General features: G+C 57.0%; 24 protein-coding genes and 1 pseudogene. 15 read left to right on the top strand and 10 right to left on the bottom strand.

The genetic code is table 11. The features are described from left to right. From QA646_RS30240 to QA646_RS30205, 8 genes are all read left to right on the top strand, one after another. A complete protein-coding gene (locus QA646_RS30240) occupies nucleotides 1-456 on the top strand; it encodes a carboxymuconolactone decarboxylase family protein (protein WP_283061077.1) in 456 nt (151 codons plus the stop codon). Nucleotides 457-761: 305 nt separating this feature from the next. Next, nucleotides 762-1,730, top strand: coding sequence for an MBL fold metallo-hydrolase (locus QA646_RS30235; protein ID WP_283061076.1), 969 nt, complete (start codon nucleotides 762-764; stop codon nucleotides 1,728-1,730). Nucleotides 1,731-1,892: 162 nt separating this feature from the next. Beyond that, complete coding sequence (locus tag QA646_RS30230) at nucleotides 1,893-2,645, top strand: SDR family oxidoreductase (protein ID WP_283061075.1); 753 nt, start codon at nucleotides 1,893-1,895, stop codon at nucleotides 2,643-2,645. A gap of 59 nt (nucleotides 2,646-2,704) precedes the next feature. Further along, complete coding sequence (locus QA646_RS30225) at nucleotides 2,705-3,121, top strand: cupin domain-containing protein (protein ID WP_283061074.1); 417 nt, start codon at nucleotides 2,705-2,707, stop codon at nucleotides 3,119-3,121. Nucleotides 3,122-3,190: 69 nt separating this feature from the next. Beyond that, complete coding sequence (locus tag QA646_RS30220) at nucleotides 3,191-4,216, top strand: mechanosensitive ion channel family protein (protein ID WP_283061073.1); 1,026 nt, start codon at nucleotides 3,191-3,193, stop codon at nucleotides 4,214-4,216. Between the two features lie 2 nt (nucleotides 4,217-4,218). Further along, nucleotides 4,219-5,697, top strand: coding sequence for a sensor histidine kinase (locus QA646_RS30215; protein WP_283061072.1), 1,479 nt, complete (start codon nucleotides 4,219-4,221; stop codon nucleotides 5,695-5,697). 132 nt (nucleotides 5,698-5,829) lie between these two features. Next, the gene (locus tag QA646_RS30210) at nucleotides 5,830-7,080 is read left to right on the top strand and encodes an adenylate/guanylate cyclase domain-containing protein (RefSeq protein WP_283061243.1); all 1,251 of its coding nucleotides are present in this window, start codon (nucleotides 5,830-5,832) and stop codon (nucleotides 7,078-7,080) included. Between the two features lie 518 nt (nucleotides 7,081-7,598). After that, a complete protein-coding gene (locus QA646_RS30205) occupies nucleotides 7,599-8,822 on the top strand; it encodes an ATP-binding protein (RefSeq protein WP_283061071.1) in 1,224 nt (407 codons plus the stop codon). A 187-nt stretch (nucleotides 8,823-9,009) separates the two neighbouring features. Here QA646_RS30205 and QA646_RS30200 read toward each other — a convergent pair. The 3 genes and pseudogenes from QA646_RS30200 to QA646_RS30190 all read right to left on the bottom strand — a co-directional run. After that, a pseudogene (locus QA646_RS30200) lies at nucleotides 9,010-9,189 on the bottom strand (ISL3 family transposase); the annotation flags it as partial. 78 nt (nucleotides 9,190-9,267) lie between these two features. Further along, entirely contained in the window at nucleotides 9,268-9,693 is a 426-nt protein-coding gene (locus QA646_RS30195; protein WP_283061070.1) for a hypothetical protein, read from the bottom strand. Between the two features lie 510 nt (nucleotides 9,694-10,203). Continuing rightward, complete coding sequence (locus QA646_RS30190) at nucleotides 10,204-10,446, bottom strand: hypothetical protein (RefSeq protein ID WP_283061069.1); 243 nt, start codon at nucleotides 10,444-10,446, stop codon at nucleotides 10,204-10,206. A 116-nt stretch (nucleotides 10,447-10,562) separates the two neighbouring features. Here QA646_RS30190 and QA646_RS30185 point away from each other — a divergent pair. Next, a protein-coding gene (locus tag QA646_RS30185) for an IS3 family transposase (protein ID WP_283061068.1) occupies nucleotides 10,563-11,563 on the top strand; the annotation gives its coding sequence in 2 pieces (ribosomal slippage) (nucleotides 10,563-10,824 and nucleotides 10,824-11,563; 1,002 coding nt in all). Nucleotides 11,564-11,916: 353 nt separating this feature from the next. Here QA646_RS30185 and QA646_RS30180 read toward each other — a convergent pair. The 4 genes from QA646_RS30180 to QA646_RS30165 all read right to left on the bottom strand — a co-directional run bounded on the left by QA646_RS30180 (nucleotide 11,917) and on the right by QA646_RS30165 (nucleotide 14,475). Then, nucleotides 11,917-13,230 carry a divalent metal cation transporter gene (locus tag QA646_RS30180; RefSeq protein ID WP_283061067.1) on the bottom strand — a complete coding sequence of 438 codons (1,314 nt, stop codon included), beginning with the start codon at nucleotides 13,228-13,230 and terminating at the stop codon, nucleotides 11,917-11,919. A 20-nt stretch (nucleotides 13,231-13,250) separates the two neighbouring features. Further along, nucleotides 13,251-13,922 (bottom strand): CBS domain-containing protein, encoded by a 672-nt coding sequence (locus tag QA646_RS30175; RefSeq protein WP_283061066.1) that lies wholly within the window; start codon nucleotides 13,920-13,922, stop codon nucleotides 13,251-13,253. A 97-nt stretch (nucleotides 13,923-14,019) separates the two neighbouring features. Further along, nucleotides 14,020-14,331: a hypothetical protein gene (locus QA646_RS30170; protein ID WP_283061065.1), complete on the bottom strand. Its 312-nt coding sequence runs from the start codon at nucleotides 14,329-14,331 to the stop codon at nucleotides 14,020-14,022. 12 nt (nucleotides 14,332-14,343) lie between these two features. Further along, complete coding sequence (locus QA646_RS30165; RefSeq protein ID WP_283061064.1) at nucleotides 14,344-14,475, bottom strand: hypothetical protein; 132 nt, start codon at nucleotides 14,473-14,475, stop codon at nucleotides 14,344-14,346. 327 nt (nucleotides 14,476-14,802) lie between these two features. Here QA646_RS30165 and QA646_RS30160 point away from each other — a divergent pair, with 327 nt between their 5' ends. Beyond that, nucleotides 14,803-14,937, top strand: a complete 135-nt coding sequence (locus QA646_RS30160) for a hypothetical protein (protein WP_283061063.1) — start codon at nucleotides 14,803-14,805, stop codon at nucleotides 14,935-14,937. Nucleotides 14,938-15,124: 187 nt separating this feature from the next. Here the strand turns inward: QA646_RS30160 and QA646_RS30155 are convergent, their stop codons facing one another. Both QA646_RS30155 and QA646_RS30150 read right to left on the bottom strand, forming a co-directional pair. Then, a complete protein-coding gene (locus QA646_RS30155) occupies nucleotides 15,125-16,252 on the bottom strand; it encodes a site-2 protease family protein (RefSeq protein ID WP_283061062.1) in 1,128 nt (375 codons plus the stop codon). 418 nt (nucleotides 16,253-16,670) lie between these two features. Beyond that, nucleotides 16,671-17,939, bottom strand: a complete 1,269-nt coding sequence (locus tag QA646_RS30150) for a trypsin-like peptidase domain-containing protein (RefSeq protein WP_283061242.1) — start codon at nucleotides 17,937-17,939, stop codon at nucleotides 16,671-16,673. A 566-nt stretch (nucleotides 17,940-18,505) separates the two neighbouring features. On the opposite strand from QA646_RS30150, the gene QA646_RS30145 reads away from it, so the two are divergent. After that, complete coding sequence (locus tag QA646_RS30145) at nucleotides 18,506-19,546, top strand: lysylphosphatidylglycerol synthase transmembrane domain-containing protein (RefSeq protein WP_283061061.1); 1,041 nt, start codon at nucleotides 18,506-18,508, stop codon at nucleotides 19,544-19,546. A 98-nt stretch (nucleotides 19,547-19,644) separates the two neighbouring features. On the opposite strand, the gene QA646_RS30140 is transcribed toward QA646_RS30145, so the two are convergent. Beyond that, a complete protein-coding gene (locus QA646_RS30140) occupies nucleotides 19,645-19,836 on the bottom strand; it encodes a hypothetical protein (protein ID WP_283061060.1) in 192 nt (63 codons plus the stop codon). Nucleotides 19,837-20,130: 294 nt separating this feature from the next. Here QA646_RS30140 and QA646_RS30135 point away from each other — a divergent pair, with 294 nt between their 5' ends. The 4 genes from QA646_RS30135 (at nucleotide 20,131) to QA646_RS30120 (ending at nucleotide 25,150) form a co-directional block, all read left to right on the top strand. Continuing rightward, nucleotides 20,131-20,967 carry a universal stress protein gene (locus tag QA646_RS30135; RefSeq protein ID WP_283061059.1) on the top strand — a complete coding sequence of 279 codons (837 nt, stop codon included), beginning with the start codon at nucleotides 20,131-20,133 and terminating at the stop codon, nucleotides 20,965-20,967. Between the two features lie 197 nt (nucleotides 20,968-21,164). Then, entirely contained in the window at nucleotides 21,165-21,602 is a 438-nt protein-coding gene (locus tag QA646_RS30130) for a universal stress protein (protein WP_283061058.1), read from the top strand. A 16-nt stretch (nucleotides 21,603-21,618) separates the two neighbouring features. Further along, nucleotides 21,619-24,360 (top strand): bifunctional acetate--CoA ligase family protein/GNAT family N-acetyltransferase, encoded by a 2,742-nt coding sequence (locus QA646_RS30125; protein WP_283061057.1) that lies wholly within the window; start codon nucleotides 21,619-21,621, stop codon nucleotides 24,358-24,360. A 142-nt stretch (nucleotides 24,361-24,502) separates the two neighbouring features. After that, nucleotides 24,503-25,150, top strand: coding sequence for a BON domain-containing protein (locus QA646_RS30120; protein ID WP_283061056.1), 648 nt, complete (start codon nucleotides 24,503-24,505; stop codon nucleotides 25,148-25,150). The last annotated feature ends 266 nt before the right edge of the window (nucleotides 25,151-25,416 follow it).

Below are 25,416 nucleotides of genomic sequence, written 5' to 3'. Positions count from 1 at the left end.
ATGACCAAGCGTTTGAACATATTGGCCAGGAAGAATGACAGCATCGATGGCCTCGTCGCCGTCGAGGCCTGGATTGCCAAGAGCTTCGATCCCAAACTGATGGAGCTCGTCAAGGTGCGCGTGTCGCAGATCAACGGCTGCGCTCATTGCTTGCATCTGCATCGTCATGATGCGCTCAACCTGGGCGAGACGGAAGAGCGCATGCTCTTGCTGAATGCCTGGCATGAATCGCAGCTTTACACGGACCGCGAGCGTGCGGCGCTCGCATGGGCGGAGTCGCTGACCAATATCGCCGAGAGCCGTGCGCCTGACGCCGATTATGAAGCGGTACATGGCGTCTTTTCGGAAGATGAACTTCTGGCATTGTCTATCGGCATCGCCATGATCAATGCCTGGAACCGGCTGGCGATCGGCTTCCGGCTGCAGCATCCGGCGGATCACAAGCGGGCCGCCTAATTCCGGACCAGATGCGAGTAGGCCGGGCGGGTGCATCCGCCCGGCATTATCCAATCCACAGCCCTCAGCACCGAGATGCATTATCGGCAGGACGGGAGGGGCAGGACATCGTCCGGCCGGCGAGAATTCATGCCAGCCTCTTCACTGCAAGTCTTCTGCGCCGCGACACGCCGAGAGCATGGGCGGCCCTATCCTCGGGTATAGCCTTTCCTCTCCCTTGGCCGGATCGACCGCCAAATGCCCCTCAACATAAAATCCGCGCCGTGGCTTGTGACCATTTCGATCACGCAAAACAGGAGCGCATCATGTCGCAGACAGAAACAAAACCTCACACGATTGCTCAACAGGAGACTAACATGAGCTTGGAAAACAACTCACGCGTCGGGAGAAAGGGCGCCGACGAACTGGTCCCGTCACGCTACGCGGTGCAGATCGGTGATATCGAGGTGCTCGTGATCAGCGACGGCGTGTTGCCGCTGCCGACCAAGATGCTGGGATACAATGCCGACCCTGCCGATCATGCGGCCTGGCTGAAAGACATGTTCCTGCCGCAAGACGCTTTCGACTGGGCGCTGAACGTCGTTGTGGTGCGCAGCGGTAAGCAGACGATTCTCATCGACGCCGGTCTGGGGTTGGACCCGGAATTGAACCTGCCGCGGGCCGGGCAATTGATCAAGCGACTGGAAGCCGCCGGCATCGACCTTGGATCCGTTACCGACGTGGTGCTGACCCATATGCATATGGACCACGTTGGCGGGCTGCTCGTTGACGGGGTGAAGGCGCGGCTGCGTCCAGATCTCAGGATCCATGTTGCGGCGGCAGAGGTCAAATTTTGGGAGGCGCCCGATTTCTCTCATGTATCCATGCCGCCCGGCTTCCCGGATGCGCTTCGGGCTGCTGCGAAGCAATTCAGGAAAGAGTACGACAGCCACCTCAGATTGTTCGATGATGAGCACGAGGTGGCGCCCGGCGTGGTTGTCTCTCGAACCGGCGGTCACACACCTGGCCATAGTGTGGTCCGCGTGGCCTCCGGCAAGGACCGGCTGATGTTTGCAGGCGATGCGGTGTTCGCGGTCGGCTTCGATCACCCCGACTGGTTCAACGGCTTCGAACACGATCCGGAAGAAGCTGCCCGCGTCCGCCTCCGTCTTTTGCGGGAGCTGGCGGAGACCGGTGAGCTTCTGGTGGCCACTCACATGCCGTTCCCCTCCGTCGGTCATGTGGCAGCCGACGGCGATCATTTCCGTTGGGTTCCGGTCTTCTGGGACTACTGACCCATAGTGCAATAGAGCTGAGCCGGTGCGCGGCCTTTTAGGCCACATCCCGGCTCAGCTGAGTGTATCTGCGGAACCGGCAGGACCTGCCCAATCCTCGGCCAATCATTCAGAAACGAATGAACAATGCGGTGCGCAAAGCGGCCGTACATGGAGAAGCTCATGAAAATCGTTATCATAGGCGGAACCGGCCTCATCGGTTCGAAGACAGCCGACCGCCTTCGCAAGCAGGGCCACGAGGTTATCGCCGCCTCCCCCAATACGGGTGTCAATACGATCACCGGCGAAGGGCTGACCGAAGCACTTGCCGGCGCCTCCGTCGTCATGGACCTCGCAAACTCGCCCTCCTTCGAGGACAAAGCCGTGCTCGAATTCTTCGAGACCTCAGGCCGCAATCTGGCGGCAGCGGAAAAGAAGGCCGGGGTGAAGCATCATATCGCCCTTTCCATCATCGGCGTCGATCGTCTGCCCCAAAGCGGCTACATGCGTGCCAAGGTCGCCCAGGAAAAGATCATCAGGGAATCGGGCATCCCCTATACGATCGTCCATTCGACGCAGTTCATGGAATTCTTAGGCGGTATCGCCCAATCCGCCACCATCGGGAACGTTGTGCGGCTGCCGACGGCCTACGTGCAGCCGATCGCTTCGGATGACGTCGCCGACGCCATGGCCGCCGCCGCGACGGCGGCCACCATGAACGGTGTGATCGAAATCTCCGGTCCGGAACGCGTCCGGATGAACGAGCTCGTCGCCCGCTATCTGAAGGCTATGGGTGATGCGCGCAATGTCGAAGGGGATCCCGATGCGCGCTATTTTGGCGCCAGGCTGGAGGATGGCTCGCTCGTTTCCGATGGCAATCCACGCCTCGGTCATATCGCCTTCGAGCAGTGGTTCGCCACTTCCGCCCGCAAATGAATGAACAAGATGTAGCGCCGCGGGCGCCGCACCTTCAGCTCTCAAGAAAGGAATTCGAGATGATCAAGTCAATTCTCGGCCTCGCCCTGGCCGCTCTGCTGTCCACCACCGCCGTTGCATCCGCTGCAGGCGAGAAGGATGCCAAGGTCACGCTCGTCTACGAGCATGAACTGCCGAACGTTCCGGGCAAGAGCATCAAGGGCGTCCTCGTGGAATACGGCCCAGGAGGCTTTTCTTCGGCCCACACCCATCCGAACTCGGCCTTCATCTATGCGACGGTTCTGGAAGGGGCGATCCGAAGCCAGGTCAATGACGGCCCCGTCAAGGTTTTCAAAGCTGGCGAGAACTTCTCCGAGATGCCGGGCGATCGCCATGGCGTCAGTGAGAATGCCAGCAAGACCAAACCGGCCAAGCTGCTGGCGGTCTTCGTCGTCGATAGCAGCCAGAAAGAAATGACCTTCCCGATCAAGAAGTAGCTGCGTTGAGGCGGATGCCTTCGGCATCCGCCCGCGCCACCCCAGGAAATCATCGTCGGTGAGCCCGTTATGCTTGGCGAACATCATTCCCTTCCATTCGTCCTGATCAATTTGCTCGGGCTGGCCGGCATTGTCATTTGGCATATTCAGGGGCGCAGCCGTCCGACCGGGCGCCTGATCGTGCAGATCCTGTTTTTCGCCGGAATGAGCCTCGTGCTCGGCCTGGGTGGAGTGTCGCCCTATCGTCTCGACGATGCCGAGCTTCGGGAGGCCGGCATTCTGCTGGCCAAATCCGCGAGGGTTCTCTGGTGGCTCCATCTCGCTTGGACGCTGATCGGCTTCGTGCAGATCTATATCACTCTCAACCACAAGCCGCGGGAAGCGCATCTGCTGCAGGATCTGATCGTCGGCGTCGTCTATCTCGGTGTGGCTCTGGCAGTCATCGGCTTCGTCTTCGGAGCGCCGATCAGCCCGTTGGTTGCTACCTCTGGCGTGGTCGCCATCATCATAGGCTTGGCGCTGCAGAACACGCTGGCTGATGTCTTTTCCGGGATCGCGCTCACGCTCGGTCGTGCTTACGTCATCGGCGACTGGATCCAGCTTGGCGACGGGACGGAAGGGCGCATAGCCGAAACCAACTGGCGGTCGACCAATTTGCTGACCGGCGGGCACAATGTCGTCGTCTTACCCAACAGTGTCCTTGCAAAACAAGGAATGACCAATCTCAGCCGTCCCGACGAAACGCACTGGATCGCGCTTGCTGTGCACGTCGCCGCCACTCAGCCGCCGTCAGTCGTTGAGGACCTCATGCTGGCCGTTCTGCGGAGCTGCGAGCGAATCGTTAAAATTCCGCCGCCGTCCGTCGCGCTCAAAGCGATCGATGCAATGGCCATCGAGGTCGAGCTGCAGTTTTGCGTGGCAAGCCCGGCGAGCAGGATGCTGGCCAAAAATGAGGTCATTGATCGCGTCTACCGGCACTGTAAGACCAACGGCCTCTCATTGGCGATGCCGCCGGAGAGCCTGTCCTGGGTGACAGCCATTGCGAGGGGTGAACCCGCAGCCATCATCAGACCGCTCTCGTCTAGCGAGGTTTAGCCATGGACGTCGAGCTTAGGCGCAGGATTGACGAACTTGAACAGCAACTAGGCTCGGCGGCGGTCGAGAACACCGATCTGCGATCGGAGCTTGAAGTTGCGTTGGAACGCCAGGCCGTCACCGCGCAGATTCTCAACGTCATCTCCATGTCGCGAACCGACGTGCAACCGGTTTTCGATGTCATTTCCGAGAGTTCGCGACGGTTGCTCGGCGGTCAAACGGCGCTTGTGACGCGCGTCATGGATGGCATGCTCCATCTGGCAGCCTGCACCGCGGGAAGTCCCGCCAGCCATGCGGAGATCAGGTCTTCATTTCCGACTCCCTTGACTTCTTCGGGGATTCACAGCCGAGTTGCACTCAGCTCGGCTATGGCATTCCGCTCTGATATCGAAACCGAACCCGGCATCCCCCAAGCCGTCAAGGACATGGCGCGCATTAGAGGATACCGAAGCATTATCGTGGTGCCGATGCTTTGCGACGGCATCGCGATCGGCACCATCGGTATTTCGCGTGCCGAGCCGGGGACATTCAGCGACAGCCAGATCAATCTTCTCAACACGTTTGCCGATCAGGCCGCGATCGCGATCGAGAACGCGCGGCTATTCGAAGAGGTGCAGGAGCGGACGAGGCAGCTATCCAAGTCTCTCGATGATCTCAGCGCCGCACAGGACCGTCTTGTGCAGACCGAGAAACTAGCCTCGCTCGGGCAGCTCACTGCCGGCATCGCGCACGAGATCAAGAACCCTCTCAACTTTGTCAATAATTTCGCCGCCCTCTCGGCGGAACTGATGGATGAGCTGAGCAATACGATCGCGCCGCTCGCGCTTTCCGACAACGTTCGCGATGAACTCGAGGAATTGGGCGGCTTGTTGAAGGACAATCTGCAAAAGATCGTTCAGCACGGCAAGCGAGCCGATTCCATCGTCAAGAACATGCTCTTGCATTCGCGGGGAGGCGGCGGCGAACACCGGCTGACGGACGTGAATGCACTGGTCGAAGACAGTCTCAACCTCGCTTTTCATGGAGCGCGCTCCGAGAAGCTGCAGTTCAACGTCACTCTTAGGCGTGAGTTCGATCGCGATGCCGGCTCCGCTGACGTATTCCCCCAGGAGATTTCGCGCGTGTTGCTGAATCTGATGTCCAATGGCTTCTATGCCCTTGCCGAGCGAAGCGGCGAAAACACCGCTGGCTTTGAGGCCGAGCTCTGCGCCAGCACGCACAACCGCGGTGACCATGTCGAAATCCGCATTCGCGACAACGGCATTGGCATTCCGGCAGAGATCAGGGAGAAGATGTTAAATCCATTCTTCACCACAAAGCCGCCTGGCGAAGGCACCGGCCTCGGACTTTCCATGAGCTACGACATCATCGTGAAGCAACACGGCGGCAGCATCGATGTCGAGACCGAGCCTGGCGCGTTTACCGAGTTCACAATCCGCTTGCCTCGCAGGAGTATTTTTTTCGGACACGAGGAGAGCTGAGTTATGACTACTGACGTCAACATGTCTGGAATGAGCGGTGTGCTGGATCGGGGGCGCCGATGGACTGGTGACGAAACCGATCGACTTCAGCCGAGTACACCGTTTCATCCAGACGAGATCTGGAGCGGCGGCATGACTGTAACCATTCTCGTCGTCGACGACGAGCCAGACCTGGAGACGCTTATTCTGCGGAAATTCCGAAGACAAATCAGAGACGGACGCATCAGTTTCGTGTTCGCGCATGACAGTATCGATGCGCTTCAGGCGATCGAGCAGCATCCCCATGTCGATCTCGTGCTCATGGACATCAACATGCCGCGCATGGATGGCCTCTCACTGCTGGCGAAACTGCAGGAGCGAGAGGACAGGAAGTCGGCCATCATCGTCTCGGCCTATGGCGATATGAGTAATATACGAACCGCAATGAATCGCGGTGCGTTCGACTTTCTGACCAAACCAATCGATTTCGCCGATCTGGAAGCGACGATCCTGAAGACCATCCGTCACGTCGAGTTCCTGCGCGAGGCACGCCGTCGCCAAGCGGAAGCGGAGCGCGCCCATGCGTCGTTGTCGCGTTATTTTTCGCCTGAACTTGCCAAGCGCCTCTCTACAGGTGGGAATGATGATGACATGCAGGTCCGCTGGCTCGACATCGCCGTAATCTTCACGGACATCACGAGCTTTACCGCACTCGTCGAAACAGCCGTTCCCGAAGTGCTTGCTGAATTGCTCAATGAATATGTCGGCGGTCTCACGGATGTCGTCTTCGCGCACGAAGGAACGGTGGCTAAAGTGATTGGCGATGCCATTCAGGTGCTGTTCAATGCGCCTGGCGATCAGGTCGACTATGCGACCCGCGCCATCGCCTGCGCTCAGGCGCTGGATCAATGGGCGGAGGCGTTTCGCGAACGCTGGAAGCGGAAAGGCGTTGATTTCGGGGTCACACGCATCGGCGTTCACGCAGGCCCGGCGCTGGTCGGGAATTTCGGCGGCGATCGCTTCTTCGATTTCACCGCCTACGGCGACACGGTCAATACGGCTGCGAGGTTGGAGGCTGCAAACAAGACGCTGGGCACGCGGATTTGCGTCAGCGAAAGTGTTGCGAGTGCGGCAGAGGAATTCCGAGGACGACCGATTGGCGATCTTGTGCTGCGCGGACGGAGCCAGTCATTGCGCGCCTACCAGCCTTTATCGATCAAAGAGTTTGATGCGCCGATTACGGCGCAGTATGCAACGGCCTTTATGAAGCTTGAGCAGGATGAAGCCGCTGCCATACCAGCCCTCGCCGCTCTGGTTGGCGCACACGCAGACGATCCGCTCGCCAGCTATCATTTGAGGCGGCTGCTCAACGGCGCCAAAGGGATTTGTATACAGATCGGATGATCGAGTACGAGGTTAACGAGCCTGACGCAATCAGGCCATCCTGAGGCCGGTCCCCGTCGCCTCGGGCTGCGTGAAGACCACTTGCATCGTCTCGGACGTTGGCACCACCTAACGCGCATGGCTTTTTGGGCGGCCCGAACCAGTGGCAAAACACCAGCGCGTCGAAGGACATCCGCGAGCATGCTCACCTCGATGACCGACGTTTGCGTGCAGTCGAGCTCATTCTAGCTAGTTATGGTGTATGGCAAGACATTCTCGTGGATATTTAGCCTGTAAAGCTCTTAGAAATTGGATAGTCCTCGGTTCGTACCCCTTCAAGAGCTGCATTACTTCCGTTGTTAAAAGCTGGTGGGCTTGGGGATGCGATGGCCTCTCGCCTACCTCATATCGCTATCTAGCAAGCCACCGACCTTTGGTTTGTTGTTTCAACTGGCCGCCACTTGAATTTCAATTGGTCAAGACTTGACTTTCAATCGGTCATCGCCGTAGTTTCAAACGGTCACCAATGGAATGAAGCTATGGCGCTGTATCCAAGGCTCGTTGAGCAACGCGTTGCCGACGCCATGTCAGACACGCGAGTCGTTCTGATCGTAGGTCCCCGACAATCAGGCAAAACGACGTTGGCCAAGAAGATGGCCAACGAGGGGATGGAGTATTACACGCTGGACAATGGGACGACCCTGGAGGCAGCGCGACAGGATCCAGTTGGCTTTGTAAGGGGTATGGACCGCGCCATTATCGATGAAATTCAGCGCGCTCCCGAGCTGTTGTTGGCGATCAAGGAGAGTGTGGACACCGACCAGCGCCCAGGGCGTTTCCTCCTGACCGGTTCAGCCAATCTTATGACGCTGCCACGCGTGGCAGACTCGCTCGCAGGGCGCATGGAGGTCGTTCGATTGCTGCCGCTTGCGCAAAGCGAGATCAGAAGGGCCGGCAGCAGCTTCCTGCAGGACGCCTTTCAAAACGAAGCAAAGGCCGGAGAACCAATCGTCGGAGGCGACCTGATGGCTGCGGTTCTGGCCGGTGGATATCCCGAGGCATTGGGCCGCAAAACCTTGAGCCGCAGACAGGACTGGTATGCGGATTACATCCAGGCGATCGTTCAACGCGACGTTCGCGATATCGCGCAAATCGAGCAGATTGCTCAAATGCCGCGACTGCTACGCATTCTGGCAGAGCATTCGGGCCAGCTCGTGAACTATTCCGGGATCGGGGCTGCCATCGGGATGAACCACATCACAACGCAAAAATACGTCGGAATCTTCGAGAGCCTGTTCCTCGCTCGAACCGTGCAACCTTGGTTTTCCAACAAACTGAAACGCCTGACCAAGACGCCGAAAATACATTTCCTCGATTCTGGTCTTCTCGCATCCCTTCGCGATCTCTCTCTTGAGCGCCTCCGCGACGACAGGGGCCAGTTCGGGGCGTTACTGGAGACTTTTGTTTTTGGGGAGATCCTCAAACTCGCCAGCGGTGGGCAAACCCGCTTCGAGTTTTCGCACTTTCGGGACAAGCAGCAGAACGAAGTCGATATCGTCATCGAAGATAGAAGAGGGCGGATCGTCGGTATTGAGATAAAAGCGGCAGCAACCGTCTCGAATTCCGATTTTTCGGGGTTGCGAATTTTGGCCGAAGCATCCGGAGAAAAGTTTGTTTCGGGTATCGTCTTGTACGACCATGACAGGGTGATCCCTTTCGGGGAACGTTTGTCCGCTGTCCCAATATCGGCATTGTGGCGCTAGCGCGTGAGAATTTCGCTTCAGTCTCCAGACTCGAGCATTCTTGAAACTTCGACGGTTTCGATAACAAATTGGCCTTAGGTTCGATTCCCATCAACTGCAATAGACGCCAAACTACAGCGCCTGAGGTTCGACTCCGATCAAGGTGGCCATCGATCAGCCGATTTTTTGCAACAGAGCCCGCCATCCTGTGGCCAACCAAGCCCACAATCTCAGCCATCCGCTCAGTTCGTCGCATGTAGGGTGAAGCAATCTCGGGCAACCTGTCGGTGAAAGTTCGTCGCTCGCATTTCCGGTGTCTACACTGCCATCGGTTCAGTGCGAGTTTGATTCTCACCACTTGACCCTGAACAGATAAGTCCTGGTTCGCTGTCAATTTGAGATCCTGTAGGCCTGATCGGCAAATCAGGAACTCGAGTCCATTATTTGGGGCTAGATCGACGGAATGTCAGATCCAAATTAGCAGTATACTCCACTGATTGTTGTGCAGATCATATGCTGTTTCGATGCGGCCCCATGGCAGAATGTAGGCAGTCATCCCGTGGGGGTGTCTTTCCTGCGGATTGCCAAACTCAGCCATCAAGATCTCGTCATAGTGGCGACGCACTTGATCGGGTTCAGCACGGTTTCGATCGAGCAGCATGAAGGAAACTTTTTTCAACTCTTCTCTGAAAAAGCTTAATCTTGCGGCGGCCGGCCTTCCAAGCATGAAAATATCCTTAATCGAAATATGTCGCCAGCCGGTATTGACCTCCAAATCATTCCATACCGTAAGCCCCATCCCGAGAACCTGAGAAAGCTGTTCGTTCCGAGCGAGCACACGACGCTCTCCCAAGAGAATGGAACCGTCGTTCCTGTCAATGTTGCAAACCATTGTTTAATCCTTGAATGGAATGGAAAACAGCGGCACCAGGGAATCCTTGTAGCTTGGTATAAAGAATTGCGGATCTCCGCCGTTGCCCAATCAGGGTTCGCGGTTGTTGCAGAACTGAATGCAGCCGACGTATTCCCGATCACTTGATATACCGCAACGCCACTTCGATAAGGTGGATAGGCTGGATTGGTATTGGGCGCTATTTGAAGTGCGCCATAATACCCCTTCTCAGTGCCGCCGGTGCCCAAGTATCCCTGCAGGCTAGTATAGTAGGGTGATTGGCCCGGTGCGGCTCCCACCACATAACTTCCACCAGAAAGCATAACATCCGCGTAGTTATCAAAGCCGGGGTAATCGCCACTCCCCTGCCAGGAGCGAGCTTGCTGCGACGGCGAGGTCGTTGAGCTCTGTGTGCGCTTACGAAGGTAACTGGAACGATCTGTGAGCTCGCGCAAGCCGCTTGGAAATTCCGCGGCGAGATCGAACGCAACAACGTCCTGTTTCATCGCTTCAGATATTGGAAAGCGATGCCTTTTTCTGCTCAATAGATCGCTTAATCGCATTCAGGAAGTCAGAATTGGAGATTCCGTCGTCTTCGAGACGGTAATCGCCTCCGAACAGGCTGATATCGAAATAGTCACAATTATCACTTGCAAGATATGGGTCGACTACATCAAAGACCGCTTGAAGTTCCTGAGATGACGCATGCTTTACGAAGTCCTCAATAGCGTCGAGGTAGCTGTCGTAGACCAATTTCCAATCCTGATGAAAATAGCCCTGACCTGAACTGACCTGAACCCTTCAAACTGGACCAGTTTTAGCTAGAGTTTTCCGGTGGATTTTCCTGGCTGGGAAAGGAACGGAAGACGATGAAGGCATCGCAATTTTCGGACGCACAGAAGGCGTTCATTCTGAAGCAGGGTGATGAGGGTGTTCCGGTCGCAGAGATCTGCCGGAAGGCGGGGATCAGCCAGGCGACCTATTTCAACTGGAAGAAAAAATACGCCGGCATGTTGCCGCCGGAGATGAAGAAGCTGAAGCAGCTCGAGGATGAGAATTCGCGGCTGAAGAAGATTGTCGCGGACCTGACGCTCGACCGTGAGATGCTGCAGGACGTCATTCGCCGAAAGCTCTAAGGCCTGCTCGCAAGCGGGAGATGGTGAAGGGCATGTGCCGGGATTGGGCGATCTCGATCCGGCGTGCCTGTGGGGCGCTGAACTTCGATCGGTCAACCTACCACTACACCTCTCGTCGTGCCGATCAGGCCGGTCTGGAACGTCGTATCCGTGAGATCTGTGAGGATCGGCAAATGGCAGTCGGTCCGAACGATGTCTGGGCTATGGACTTCGTTCACGACCAACTCGCGACCGGCAAGAAACTGCGGGTGCTCACGGTGGTGGATACCTTCTCACGCTATGTGCCGGTGCTCGATCCGCGTCACAGCTATCGAGGTGAAGATGTCGTGCAAACCTTGGAACGAGTATGTCGGAAAGTTGGCTATCCCAAGACGATCCGTGTCGATCAGGGGACCGAGTTCGTGTCTCGCGATCTTGATCTCTGGGCCTATGCCAAGGGCGTCACGTTGGACTTCTCACGCCCTGGAAAACCGACTGACAACGCCTTTATAGAAGCGTTTAACGGCCGCTTCCGTGCCGAATGCCTGAACCAGCACTGGTTTCTGACCCTTGCGGATGCCCGCGAAAAGATGGAGGATTGGCGTAGATACTATAACGAAGAACGGCCTCATGGCGCGATCGGCAACAAGGTGCCGATATCGCTGATAAATTCGGGAAGCGCAACCAGCACGACTCCCGAAGCCGGAAAACTCCAGCCTTCGCTGGTCCAACGTTTGGGGGCGGTTCACGGATGATGCCAATCAAATTGGCCGATCTCCACACAAAGTGAGGAAGACACTCAAATACTTGGATCGTCTGCCATGCACATCCTTTATCAATCGATCTGGAGGTCCGTTGCAGTTTTGGGAGCAACGTTGATCGTCTTTCTCTGGGGTCTGGCGACGCCAATTCGACTTGTCCTGAATTTCTGAAAGTTGATGGCGCCCCAATCGCATATCCCGTCAATGATTGCAGTCCTGCGCTGCACCCCCAAATCTTTCGGGCGGTCAGCATGCCAGTGCACAAGAGCGACCAAGTTCTGCGCAGCATTTATGGCGCCACGTGCCACGAGGATGCGCGCATCCCGCCAAGTGCGCGCCAACTTTCGTCAAGGGAGGAACATTGTAATGGCCGCGATTGTCATCACCGCAACGGTCGCCCACCCGATACATTTCGAAGCGTCCCCGATGGTATAGCGGCCCATAACTTTCGGATTGGACGCCAGCATTAGAATTACAATGATTAAAGGAACGGCGAGAAGGCCGTTCACCACAGCACTCCAGAATAGGGCATTCATCGGCGTGATCGGTGAATATTGAATACCCAATGCCAGAAGTACGCTTATGGCGATTACCGCGTAGAAGCCTCCCGCGTCCCTTGGTGCCCGTTCCAACCCGAACCTCCATCCCATGGCTTCGGCAAACGCGTAACCGGCCGAGCCGGCGAGAACGGGCACGCCAATCAAACCGACTCCCAAGATTCCAAGCGCGAAAACGAGTGCGGCTAACGATCCGGCAAGCGGGCGCAACGCGCTCGCTGCTTGCGCGGCAGTGTCGATATGGGTGATACCCGCGACATTCAGTGTCGCCGCAGTGGCCAATATGATGAAGAAAGCCGTTGCATTGGAGTAAAGCATGCCGCTCCAAGTATCCCAGCGAATTCGACGGAGCTCCTGGACATCCCCCGCGGGATTATTAACCAGTGCCGTTCCACTATTTTGTGAATTCATGTCCTCAACTTCTTCCGAAGCCTGCCAGAAGAACAGATAGGGGCTGATGGTGGTGCCGAAGACCCCGACGACGACGGCAGAGTAGCTCGATGTTATCGTGACTGTCGGCCAGATCGTCCGCAGCACAACCTGGCTCCAGTCGACCCGAACCGTGAAGAGGACCGCCGCATAAGCCAGTAGGGAAACGGTTAGCCACTTTAGGAAACCTACATAGCGGTGATACGGAATAAACACCTGCATCGCGAGCGTTCCAAAGACGAACAACGTTGTCATCAAATGTCGATCGAGTCCTGTAACAAGCTCCGCAACTTCGCCCATCGCGGCAACGTCGGCGGCGATGTTCAGCATGTTGGCGACAAGAAGCGAAAACACGACCCCCAACAAGACCACGGGGGGAAATGTCCTCTTTATGTTTGCCGCCAATCCCTGTCCCGTGACGCGGCCGATGCGAGCACAGGTCGATTGGACCACCGCCATCATTGGAAACGATATGGGCATTGTCCAGAGCATATTCAGACCAAATTGGGCGCCGGCCTGTGAATAAGTAGCGATGCCGCCTGGGTCGTCGTCAGCGACGCCCGTAATGAGGCCCGGTCCAACACGGGCGAGTGGGTGTTCCCGCAAAAGAGCGAGGCGATCCGACAATCGTGAACGGAAAGAGTTGTCTTTGACAGTGAGTAGGTCTTGAGTCATCGAATGGCTATGCCCGAGGATCAATTTGACGTTGTGTGAACAGGAAGCCTCGTCTGATCAACAAATGCGCCAATACCGCCGATATTTTCTATCAGTGACCTGATCGCCTTCCGTTGAACGCTCGTTTCTATTGTTCCTTCCACATAGACCTGACCATCTTTGACAATAACGGTGACCTTGTCGCTGCTGAGGCCAAGCTCCGTTGCTAGTCGAGTTGCGACGGCCAGTCTTATGGCGTCATCACCCATTGCGATTTTTTCCGGAGGTGCATCGATGACCAGGCCGAGCAGATCGCATCGACTGACGATACCGACAAGGTGCCCATGGTCGATGACCGGAATTCGCTTGACGTTGTGCTCAAGCATCAATTTGCCGACGAGCCCGAGGTCCGTCTCAGGGGCGATGCTTACGACATTTCTAGTCATTGCTTCCTCGACCGACCAACCATAGGTTCGGATGTAGGTGTTCAATCCCTGCTTATCGTCACGCTCTCGAGCGTCCTTTGCAGCCCAGTTTACGCCAATGCGGCGGATCAGGTCCCCCTCTGTCAACATGCCGCAAACGGCTCCATTGTCGTCAAGCACTGGAAGGCCGCTAACGCCGTTTGCGAGCATAAGTAGCGCGGCATTTCGAACACTCATTGCCGGTGTGGCCGAGATGACGTTCCTAGTCATGATGTCTTTTGCCAACATAGATGATCCCCTAATTCAGCCACTGGTAGCGCCGCTTGTTTAGTGAGAGGCAAGCAGAGCTTTCTTTGACGATGGTTTCTGACTACCATGTCCCGCGTCAGGCGCTTTCACGGGTTGCACTGATATCGATTGCCTGCTCCTGCGCACATGCCAGCAATTCCTCCGCATATTGCTCTGCGGACTCTCTGTCGCTTCCACAAAGCTTAGCATCGTGGCATTTTCGATCGATCGCGTGCCTGATCGCTCTGATGAGCTCAGATTTTTCTTCGGAGCTATGAAGCCGAATAAGGCGGGTGAGAGCGGTTTGCGCGAGTAGCTCAAGGATCATTATGCGACCTTCTATCTCACCCAACGAGGGAATGGCCTTGGAGGGCGCGCCGCCGAGGGTATCGCGTTTGGCTCTCAGCATCGTCTCAATCCTTCATGAATTTTGGTTCACGTCGAACAATGCGCCGTACTTCCTGCGACGGCTTTGATCGGAATCAAAAGCAGAGGAAATTTCCCCCATCACCAGGGCGCAATAAAAGGCTGCTTCAAGCAAAACTTTCATCATCCATTAGATTCCACATCCCTGAAAGCACCCGGCGAACTTTGCTCGGCAGCAATTCAGCCGGTCGGTGACAGGCGGAAAGGGGCTGTTTGGAATCCTTACCGATAACAGGAAGGGGCTCCGTGGTGAGGGGCACCTTCCGTTATTTGCAAGGGTTATATGGTATGATGACCGGTAAGGAGCTTTATGGGGTATTCTGGCTGAAGTGCTTGAGACGATCGCTTTGACAGCGTTGCCGGCTCTCTACCAGGCGCACAAAGGGGAAAGACGGCGCGTTCTTGCAAAGATCAGGCGCGCGATCAAGACAGATGCAAAGGCGCAAAGCTCAGCATGAGTGATATCGATGCGGCCACCTGCTATGCCATGGAACTCCTCGAGGCTGCCGAGGAGCAACTGGAAAAGGAAGAGGCAAACGGCAAGCGACAGAAAAAGTCGCTCGAAAGCTGCGCCGACGCAAACGCCTAAATATAGGCGCGGCTGGATCGATATCGATCGAGCCTTCGGACGTCGCGTCAAGGGCGTTCCACCGGTCATGCGGGAGGCCCTCGAGTTGATGTTCCCGCAAACACCCGCTTATTGATATCCGGATATACCATAGATGTGCGATCTGCGGCCGGCAGCCATTTTTGCATTCGCTAAGCGGCGGAGGGACCTAGAAGCGATACTTCAATCCGCCGTGGCGCAGATGACCAAACTTGAAATCATCGGATGCCGCCGATCGCACCATCAAGATCTCACCAATTGTCTCGTAGTTGATGAGGCCGGACAGCGAACCGGCGTCATCGACCACCGCTACCACTGGGGCATCTTCCTCCCGCATGCGCCGCAAGCCTTCCTTCAACGGAGAGCGATAATCGATTTCCGGTATGTTGCTCCGCATGGCCTGAGTGACGGGCGTCCCAGGCCCTTGCTCCTTCAGCGCCGTGATGATGCTGTTGCGGGTCAGCAGGCCCATCAGGCGCCCATCAGATCCCACGACAGGAAAATCGCCTTGTGTCGTCGCAAGCATCCTGTCGACAGCCTCTTCGATGGAGGCAGAGCGTGAAAGGGTCTCGAATTCGGTAATCATCACGTCGGACACGCGGACATGAGCAGCGACATCCTCGATCTGCGCTTCCCGTTCCTCGCTGGTCGCGGCAAGATAGACAAAGATCGCAATTACGATGAGCCAGGGATTGTAAAGCAAGCCGAAGAGACCGAGCGCGAAGGCGATGCCCTGTCCGATCGCTGCGGCAATCTGTGTGGCCCGAACCCAGGGTAGCCAGAAGCACAGAACGGCACGCAGAACTCGGCCGCCATCCATCGGAAACGCCGGGATCAGATTAAACAACATAAGAAAGATGTTGACGCCGGCCAGTCTAACGAGAAAGCCGATGCGGGGATCCTGAGGCTCGAAAGCCTGGTCCAGACTTCCTGTTCCTCCGAGCGCCGCAACGATCAGTGCGGTTATGGCAAGGTTCACCAGCGGGCCGGCGATGGCGATCAACATCTCTTGCCGTGGTTCCTTGGGAAGTCGCTCGAGGGTCGCCACGCCTCCGATCGGCAGCAACATTATCTGGGGCGTCTTGATGCCGAAGCGACGCGCAACGGCGATATGACCAAACTCGTGCAGCAATACGCAGCCAAATACCGCAACGACAAAGGCCAGTCCTTCCCAAGCCGCTCGCGCTCCACTGATTTGATAGTGGGCCAGCCATATCCAGACGAGCAGGACGACAAAAGTCATATGCACTCGGATCGCCGTTCCAGCGATTATGCCGATCTTGAGCGACCATCTCATGCCTGAACCCCTTGTCTGAGTTTAACGTGCGGTCATATTGAGCGATACCGTTGTGCTGAAAGCGGAGCTGTCGGCACCCGTCACGAACAGATAACGGTGTTGCGCACGGGCAGGTTGCCGACATTTTGTCTGGCGGCGTGCGGATCGGCACTTGCAGAAAAACCGCCTGGCGAACGGCATCCGGCGGAGCAATTCCCACCATCCCATTGCCTCCTTTTGTCGATCACCAAGATCAACCGAAGCGGCTGCGGTCGCCTTGATTGAGATCAATCCCGGGCTATGATGGCACCGGAATGATGGAGAATGCCCGTGCGGGCGTTGGCGGAGAGCGGATGGTGACATCCAATGCCAACGTAAACCAACGTCTTGAACTCCTCGATCCAGTGATGAGGTCTCACGCGGAAAACCTTTGTCCAACTTACCTCACCACTAAGAAGCGTTTGTGGCCATCCCTGAAGATTCCCAGCAGAAGCAGATCTTTTTCCTTTCGTGCGAGGTCGATGACCATTTGTGGCGTGGGTGTCGGCTTTTGATTGATACTGACGATGACGTCGCCGGGCGTCAGGCCGGCAGCCGCAGCCCTGCTATCTTCGATCGTGGATGCCACAAAGGCGCCTTCCACTTTTCCGAAGGCATCCGAGTCGGGCCTAAGCGTCTCAAGCGTGACAAGCGCCAGTAATCCTTCTCCTTCGATCGCGGCCGGGCGGGACGCATCCGCGACGGGCACGCTGGAGGTCAGCGTTGCCGTCATGTCAACTTTTCCGCTGGGGCGGATCACCGACAGCTTGACCGCCACGCCCGGCGGAAAGGACGAGATTGTCATTCGCAGCTCGCCGGCAGTGCGGATCGGCATATCGTTGACGGCCACAATAACATCGCCAATCAACATCCCGGCCTTGGCGCCTGCAGATCCAGGAACAACTTCGCCGACCAGCGCCCCCGTCGAGGCATTGATCGCTAGTGCCTTCGCAAGGTCGGCGTCATTGTCCTGCACAAGAACCCCAAGCTGTCCACGACGAATTTCACCATGCGCAATGAGCTGCTCCATGACGGTCTTGGCCATGCCGACCGGGACCGCGAAGCCGATGCCGATATTTGCGCCCGACGGTCCCAGAATGGCGCTGTTGATGCCGACCACCTCTCCATCGAGATTGACCAAGGCACCGCCGGAGTTGCCGGGATTGATGGAGGCGTCGGTTTGAATGAAGTTTTCATAATTTTCGAGCCCAAGCCCCGTTCGGCCGAGAGCGCTGACGATTCCAAAGGTCACCGTCTGCCCGAGGCCGAATGGATTGCCGATGGCGGCGACATAGTCTCCGACGCGCAGTTTTCGTGAGTCGCCCAATTGCGCTGTCACCAAACCAGTGGCCTTGATCTGGATGACGGCAAGGTCGGTATCCGCGTCGGCACCGATGACCGCAGCGTCATGGGTGCCGCCGCCGGCAACCGTGACCTTGATATCGATGGCGTTGTCGATGACATGGTTGCTTGTCAGTATATAACCGTTTCCTGCGTCGACGATTACGCCGGCGCCGGTCGTCTGGGATATGTGCATCAAGGGCGCGGCGTCCTTTGGGGAGGCATCGGATTTTTCGGCGCGCGGCGTCACGAACGAGCTTTCATCGTCGGACTCTGTTTGTGCTCGAACCGCGATACTGACGATACTCGGCAGAACCCGCTCAAGCATCGGCGCCAAGGACGGTTGCTCCAAGGAGGCCGCGCCAGCCTGACAGAGGCACAGGAACAATACGAGGACGGCGGAAACCATGACTTTAAGGCCGTTTTGTAGGACATGATCCCGGCCGTTTGTCCCTCGGAATATATGCGCCACCATCTGACCCACCTCCGTCATCCTCCTTCAAAGGTCGTCACGATGGATCGGAAGATCGATGCGCGCATTGATCAGCCTCAAAAAAGCTGTCCTTTCACGTCGAACTGGCGCGCCTTTAGAATGAGATAGCAGACTTTGTCGGGCGAGACGGCGCCGCTGTCGGTACCAATGCGTCGACAAGCTATCGTTGCGACGAGAAGTTCACCGCACCATTTTCCATGATATGCTGACAGTGATGTCTTCCTGGAAGACGTCGCCTGCCGGTCATTGATACGCGTCAATGCGGGAAGTGCCATCTTGCGAGTATGGCCGCATTCCTGCTGTAGCGGCCATGAAGGCGCCGCTTCAGCATGGAAAACCATGCGCGGAAACATCTGACGGCAATGCCGAGTACGGCGGTCATCGCAAAGTGGAGGCAGATGATGGATGATCGAGCAGATTCCGCGAGGTCCGCTCAACAGCCTCCATACCATGTCGAATCTCTGTCCGGAGAGACAAGCACTATCAGCCTCATCCTGGGCTGGGGGGTGGGTCTCATCGTCCTGGGCGGCCTGATCCGCTTCATTCTCCACTATGGCGACATCACAATTTTCATCGCGACGCTGGAGGCGGCCGATCCGTTATGGCTCGCAATCGCGCTCGTCTCGCAAGCGGCGACCTATGCATGTGCCGCCGCCATCTGGGCGACGGTTATGGCCAAAGCTGGATTTCACAGACGTGTTCTCGATCTGCTCGGTCTTGCCGTCGTGGAGCTTTTCGCCAATCAGGCCATACCGACGGGTGGATTAAGCGGCAGCATCATGGTGGTCCGTGGTCTGCTTCATCGGTCCATTCCTTCTGCAGTCGCGGTGACGGCGCTTTTGATCGCGGCGCTTTCCTACTACGCGGCCTATCTCCTGATGGCCATCGTCGCTTTCATCCTGCTATGGCATAGTGGCGACCTGAGCGATGCTTGGCTTTCAATGTCGATTGCCTTTGCCGGCGTCATTATCCTCATCGCAGGTGTTTTGCTCCTTATTACGCGCTCGCGAGGTCGCTTTATCCCGCAATCTATTCTCGATTGGCGCCCAGCAAAAAGACTTGCGGATGTGCTGAGATCGGTCAGACGTGACATTGTCGGCGACAGCGTCATTCTCGCGCAGACGATTGCCTTGCAGGCGAGCATCTTCTTGCTCGACGCGGTGACGCTTTGGCTCACATTGTGGTCCATAGGTACGGATATCGCGCCGACGAAAGCCTTCGTGAGTTTTATTCTTGCGTCGGTCGTGGCGACCCTTGCGCCCCTTCCGCTTGGCCTTGGTTCCTTCGAGGGTACATGCGTCGGCGTGTTGCATTTATTCGGGGTGCAAGCGGAGGCAGCGCTCGCTGCGACACTTATCTTTCGCGGCTTTACCTTCTGGCTGCCGATGTTGCCGGGCCTATGGCTCATTCGCCGCGAGACCCGAGCCGTACAACAGGGGTGACATCGCTGCAGGCCCGGCAACCGCAATTCTACCGTCCTCATGCACACCTAGCCGTCACATGAGGAGGGAAAGTCCTACTGGAGACATCGGGCGGCGTGTCAAAAACCATTGCCCTTCGTTGGCGGTATGAAAGGATCGGGATAGCCGAGCTTCGGCTTCTTGTCTCGCGTCTGCGAGGCATCGTCCCGCGCGGCCGGCGCTGTATTGGTACTCGATTTGTGGCTGGCATAAACTAGGGCCATCGATCCCGAAGTTATTGCCAGCGCTACCGCTAAAGCTCGAAGAAACATATGTCTTCCTTTCTGACGACGCATACGTTCGGTTGTCCATATATTTAACCGAACTGGATTCCCGGTATTGCGTTTGATCAAAGGAAGCGACTAGGCACAGAAGATTACGATTCGACCTTGGGGAAACAGGCGCCGGGACGCTGGTTTTTTGCGATCAGAGGTTCACCCCAGCACGAGAGGGCATTGCCTCTATAACGACAGCGATCATTGCTGCGCGGTTGACTCGGATCAAAGTGAGTTCATGCTGAAAACGTTATCGTGCCTATGCTCACTTTCAAGCATGGAGATACGATCATGAGCTATAAGACAATTCTCGTTCCCGTCGGCGTCAATCACTTTCAGGAGGATCTGAAGAACGCCATCGCCCTGGGCCAATCCGCGGACGCTCACCTTGCTGTGACGATTGTCGCAATGGCGGCGCCTCCGCCGGTTGGCGGCTATGCCGAAATCATCTCCGCGGCTTGGCTGGAAGAACGTCAAGGCGACCTTGCCAAGCTTGCCGATCAAGTGGAGATCGTCAAAGACATGCTTAAGACATCGGGCCTTTCCTATGATGCCCAGGATCTCTACACCGAATTTGCATGGGCTGACGAAGATATCGCCAAGCGTGCCCTATATGCTGACCTGACGCTTGTCGGTCGCCAAGCGGCGCAAGATCAGGATTTGTGCAAACGCATCCTGGACGGTGCCCTGTTTCAATCGCCCACACCCGTGCTCTTCAATCCGAGAGATCGAGTTGCAAATCTGACGCCACGGTCAGCACTCATTGCCTGGGATTCCCAAATGGAAGCTGCTCGGGCTGTTCAGCAGGCCTTGCCGATGCTGCAGACGGCGAGCGAGGTTCATGTGACTTTGATCGATCCCATTGCGACCGAGTCCAACAGTGGTGAGGAGCCTGGCGCGGATATCGCCACCTACCTTGCGCGGCATGGCGTTCCGGTTGCCGTGGATGTCCTGTCCAGCGGCGGAAGAACCGTCGATGAGACGTTGAAACAGCATGCTGTCGATGTGGCTGCCGAGCTTATCGTTATGGGCGCATACAGCCATTCCCGTCTGCGGGAGATCATCTTCGGCGGTGTGACGCAGGCTATGCTTGAAACGGCCAAGCTCCCCATTTTCTGGAGCCACTGAGGCATAGCTTTCCTGGTGACGCTCACTGTCAGGTTGATGGAATATCTGCGACGAGGCTACGGGAGCCGGCGATCAAAGCGGACGCGTCAAGACCACTGTGTCCGACCGGTCATCGCTCAGCCAGACCATGACAGCAGGTGATGTTTCTCGATGTTCAAGAGCATCATGTGATCTAACCCCGGCCGAGGAGGCCACCCATGTTCAAGCACATCCTCATTCCCACGGACGGCTCCAAGCTTGCATCGCAAGCCGCCGAGCAGGCGATTGCCCTTGCAGCGGATATGAGAGCCGACATCACGCTGCTGGCGGTTACGGAGCCATTTCATATGTTGGCGGTTGACAGCATCGACTATCTCAATCAGCGCGAAAAATATGAGAAGACGTCCACCTCGAAGTGTAATGCGATGTTGGCACAGCAGAAAGTTAGGGCCGATGGCCACGGCGTTTCCTGCAATACTTTAGTGCTTGGGAGCGAAGATGTCGCTCGCACCATTGCGGACACCGCCGCGAATTTGGGATGTGATTTGATAGCCATGGGATCCCATGGCCGAAGCGGCGTGAGCTCACTGCTGCTCGGAAGCGTCACCGGCAAGGTGCTTGAAAGATCGACCATACCCGTTCTGGTCTACCGATAAGGGAAGGGGCGTTGGGATGTCCATCAAGAATCTCGCGCCTCTTTTCCGTCCCAGGTCGGTGGCCGTCATTGGCGCCTCGAACCGGGCCGGTGCCATCGGTACGAAAATACTGCAGAACGTGATTGATGGCGGCTTTATAGGGGAGGTCTGGCCCGTCAATCCAAAACACCAGCAGATTCTGCAACGCAAATGTTATGTACGCGTGTCTGAGCTACCCGACACTCCAGACATTGCTGTGGTCGCAACACCGGCCCCGACCGTACCATCCATTCTGCGCGAACTCGGGGAGAAGGGAACGAAAATTGCCGTCGTCGCAAGTGCTGGATTGACGACAGAAAACGGTCTGAAGGAGGCGGCGCTCGCCGCCAGCAAGCCTTACGGCCTGCGGATATTCGGACCGAATGTAGTCGGCCTGATCCTTCCGGGGTCGAAATTGAACGCCAGCTTCGTGCTCACGGGCGCAAGCCCTGGCAAGATTGGGCTGCTGTCTCAATCCGGTGCGATTGTCAGTTCGCTTCTCGATTGGGCAAGCGAACGCGGCATCGGCTTTTCTCAGGTACTGTCGCTCGGCGACATGATCGATGTCGACATCGGCGACGGGATCGATCTCCTGGCGGGAGACCACGAAACGTCTGCGATCATCATCTATCTCGAATCGATCGTCAACCCGAGGAAGTTTGTCTCCGCAGCCCGGGCGGCGGGCCGGCTGAAGCCGTTGATAGCTATTGTTCCCGGCCGGCATAAGGCAGCGGCAAAGGCGGCCGCAACCCATACCGGCGCGCTCACAGGAGAGCCGCGCGTTATCGATGCGATCCTGAAACGCGCCGGCATTGTTCGGGTCACTGCGCTCTCAGAATTATTCGCTGCCGCGGAGATCACGGCCAAGGTGCCGCCACTTACGTCGGCCCGGGTGGGAATTGTAACGAATGGCGGTGGAGCAGGGGTTCTTGCCGTCGACGGTCTCCTCGATCACGGTGAGGCCTTGGCGCCATTGGCGGATCGGACGATGGCAAGCCTCGATGACCTGTTTCCCAATGGCTGGTCGAAAAGCAATCCGGTCGATGTTCTAGGGGATGCATCGCCCGATCGGATCGCCGCGGCCATTCATGCGGTCGCGCTCGATCCGGCGGTTGACGTGGTGCTGGCTTTGTATTGCCCGGTACAGGCCGCGCCGCCGGCAGAGGTCGCGTCGGCGATCATCTCGACGGTGCAGGCACCCGACTGGCCGCACAAACGTCTGTTGAGCTGTCTGCTCGGCGGCAGCGCAAGTCGCGAAGGCCGGCAAATCCTGTGCAACGCCGGCATCCCGGACTATGGCTTGCCCGAAGATGCGATCACGGCACTGCATGTTCTTGGACAATGGGGACGACGGCAGGAACAATTGACCCACGTCGCGACCACTACGCCGCTCCGGTTCGATCGCGACGGGGCGATGCGTGTTTTCGAGGAAGTGGCAAAGCAATCGCGAACGATGCTGACGGAAGTCGAGGCGAAAGCCGTCCTTGGCTTTTACGAGATACCTGTTGCCGAATGCGTCGTCGCTAAAAACGTTGCCGCCGTCGAGCAGGTTGCTGCGGAGTTGCTGCACCGGTATCCGTCCATCGTTGTCAAGCTTCTATCACGATCCATTACGCACAAATCCGATATCGGCGGCGTAATGCTCGACATCACGACGCGCGCCGGCGCCCGTCGGGCCGCGCGCTCCATCGCGGCGTCGGCGGCCGCCGCCGGGCTCGCTGATCAGGTGGAGGGGTTCGTTCTCCAGCCGATGATCAAGATAGACAATGGTCTTGAGCTGTTCGCCGGCCTCTCGGTCGACAAGGTTTTCGGCCCAACGATTGCCTTTGGCGCCGGGGGCATCGGCGTCGAACAGGTGGATGATATCGCAGTCGGTTTGCCGCCGCTCGACGACGGTTCGGCGACCGATTTGATAAATGCAACCCGAATAGAACGTCTGCTGCATGGCTTTCGTCACATCCGGCCCGCAAATCTGAACATTGTCAAAAGCGTTCTCCTGGCTTTGTCGCAAATGGCTGTTGATTTCCCGTTCGTTCGTGCGTTCGACATCAATCCGCTGTCGGTCGGACATCAAACCGCCATTGCGATCGATGCGCGCATAGAGATTGATCCTTCTCGGCTGCATGATGCGGTGCCAAACCGCAGCCTTGTCATCAGGCCATACCCGAGCGAATGGACGAGACAAATCAGTGTGGGCGGTCAGGACTTCGTCTTCCGCCCAATCCGCCCCATGGACGCCAAGGCCTATGCGGCCATGCTCGAGTTGACAGCGGGGGACGACTTGCGAATGCGGTTCTTTGGACAGGCAAAACTCTCCCAGGCGGCGATCGTTCGCATGACCCATATCGATTACGAACGGGAGATGGCATTAATAGCGATCGATCGCGGCGGCGGGATCGTCGGTGTCGCACGGCTCGCCACTGATGTCAGCAGAGAGTGGGGCGATTTCGGTCTGTTGGTCCGAAGCGATTGCCAACATATTGGCTTGGGAACCGCTCTCTTGCGGCAGCTTCTGGAGTTTGCGGGCGCCGAAGGATTACAAGAGGTGCGAGGTTTGGTTCTTGCCCACAATCACAAAATGCTGGCCTTGTGCCGGAAAGCTGGCTTCGAGATCATGACATCGCCTCATGACGCGACCTTTTTGCAGGTAAGGCTGCGGTTGTCGGGCTACTGTCGATCAACAGACAAAGCTGTATTGCGCACATCCGAGGCGATCGATGCAGCTTCCGCCACTTCGTAATGCTGCACTTGCCAACATTTGTCGCACCGAGGTTCTTGTCATACCAAGTTATTGACAGAGCGCAATGACACGACGCCGAGACAGATCATCATTTGAGGCTGAGGTTCAACCTCAGCAAATCCAACCAATTTGGAGAGATGCGATGAATGATCTCAGTTTACGCCAGGATGTGCTTGACGAGTTGGAGTTCGAGCCCAGTATCGATGCGTCCAATATCGGCGTCGCGGTGGAAAATGGTGTCGTCACTCTAACGGGACACGTGAATAGCTATGCCGAGAAATCCGCCGCGGATGCAGCAGTCAGACGCGTCAGAGGTGTGCGCGCCATCGCCCAGGAAATCGAAGTTCGATATGCCGAGCGGAAAAAGCATGCCGACGATGAAATCGCGGCCCGCGCACTCGATATTCTCGAGTGGGACACGGCGCTCCCCGAAGGGGTCATCGATGTCGAAGTTCAGCGTGGATGGGTGACGCTTTCAGGTGAAGTGCGGTGGCATTTTCAACGGATAGCGGCGGAAAACGCTGTAAAAAAGCTTGGCGGGGTCGTGGGAGTCACCAACCTTCTGACCATTCGCCCGGCTGCTGCGGCTTCCGACATCAAGCGCCGGATTGAAGGCGCATTGCGACGCTACGCCGAAGTTGAAGCCAGCCGCATCCGGGTCAATGTCGTTGATGGGCGAGTCGTATTGGAAGGCGGTGTGCATGCCTGGACGGAGCGTAGTGCAGCCGAACAGGCGGCTTGGTCGATAGCGGGGGTCACCGCAGTTGAAAATCACTTGTCTATCGGTTGAAAATCGCTGACGTGGCGGTAACGCCACGTCACCCCCAAAGCAGTTTGACAGTGAGTGCAATGCGATCTTGTGTACAGAATTGCGAGAAGACAGAAAGATGGAGCGACCTACCATTCGTGAAAAGCTATGTCGTTCTGATGTCTACGACTGCATCATCGCAGCGCTATTCGCAAAACAAGCCATTCGGCCAACGGTCCAGTTGGTCAGCTCCATATGGTCACGGTTGTCTTCGTGATAAATCAAATCGGTTCGATGCGGCAGACGCC

The sequence above is a fragment of the Rhizobium sp. CB3090 genome (genome assembly GCF_029714285.1).
Lineage (GTDB): Bacteria > Pseudomonadota > Alphaproteobacteria > Rhizobiales > Rhizobiaceae > Rhizobium.
This window is presented reverse-complemented; position numbering and strand designations above follow the sequence as displayed.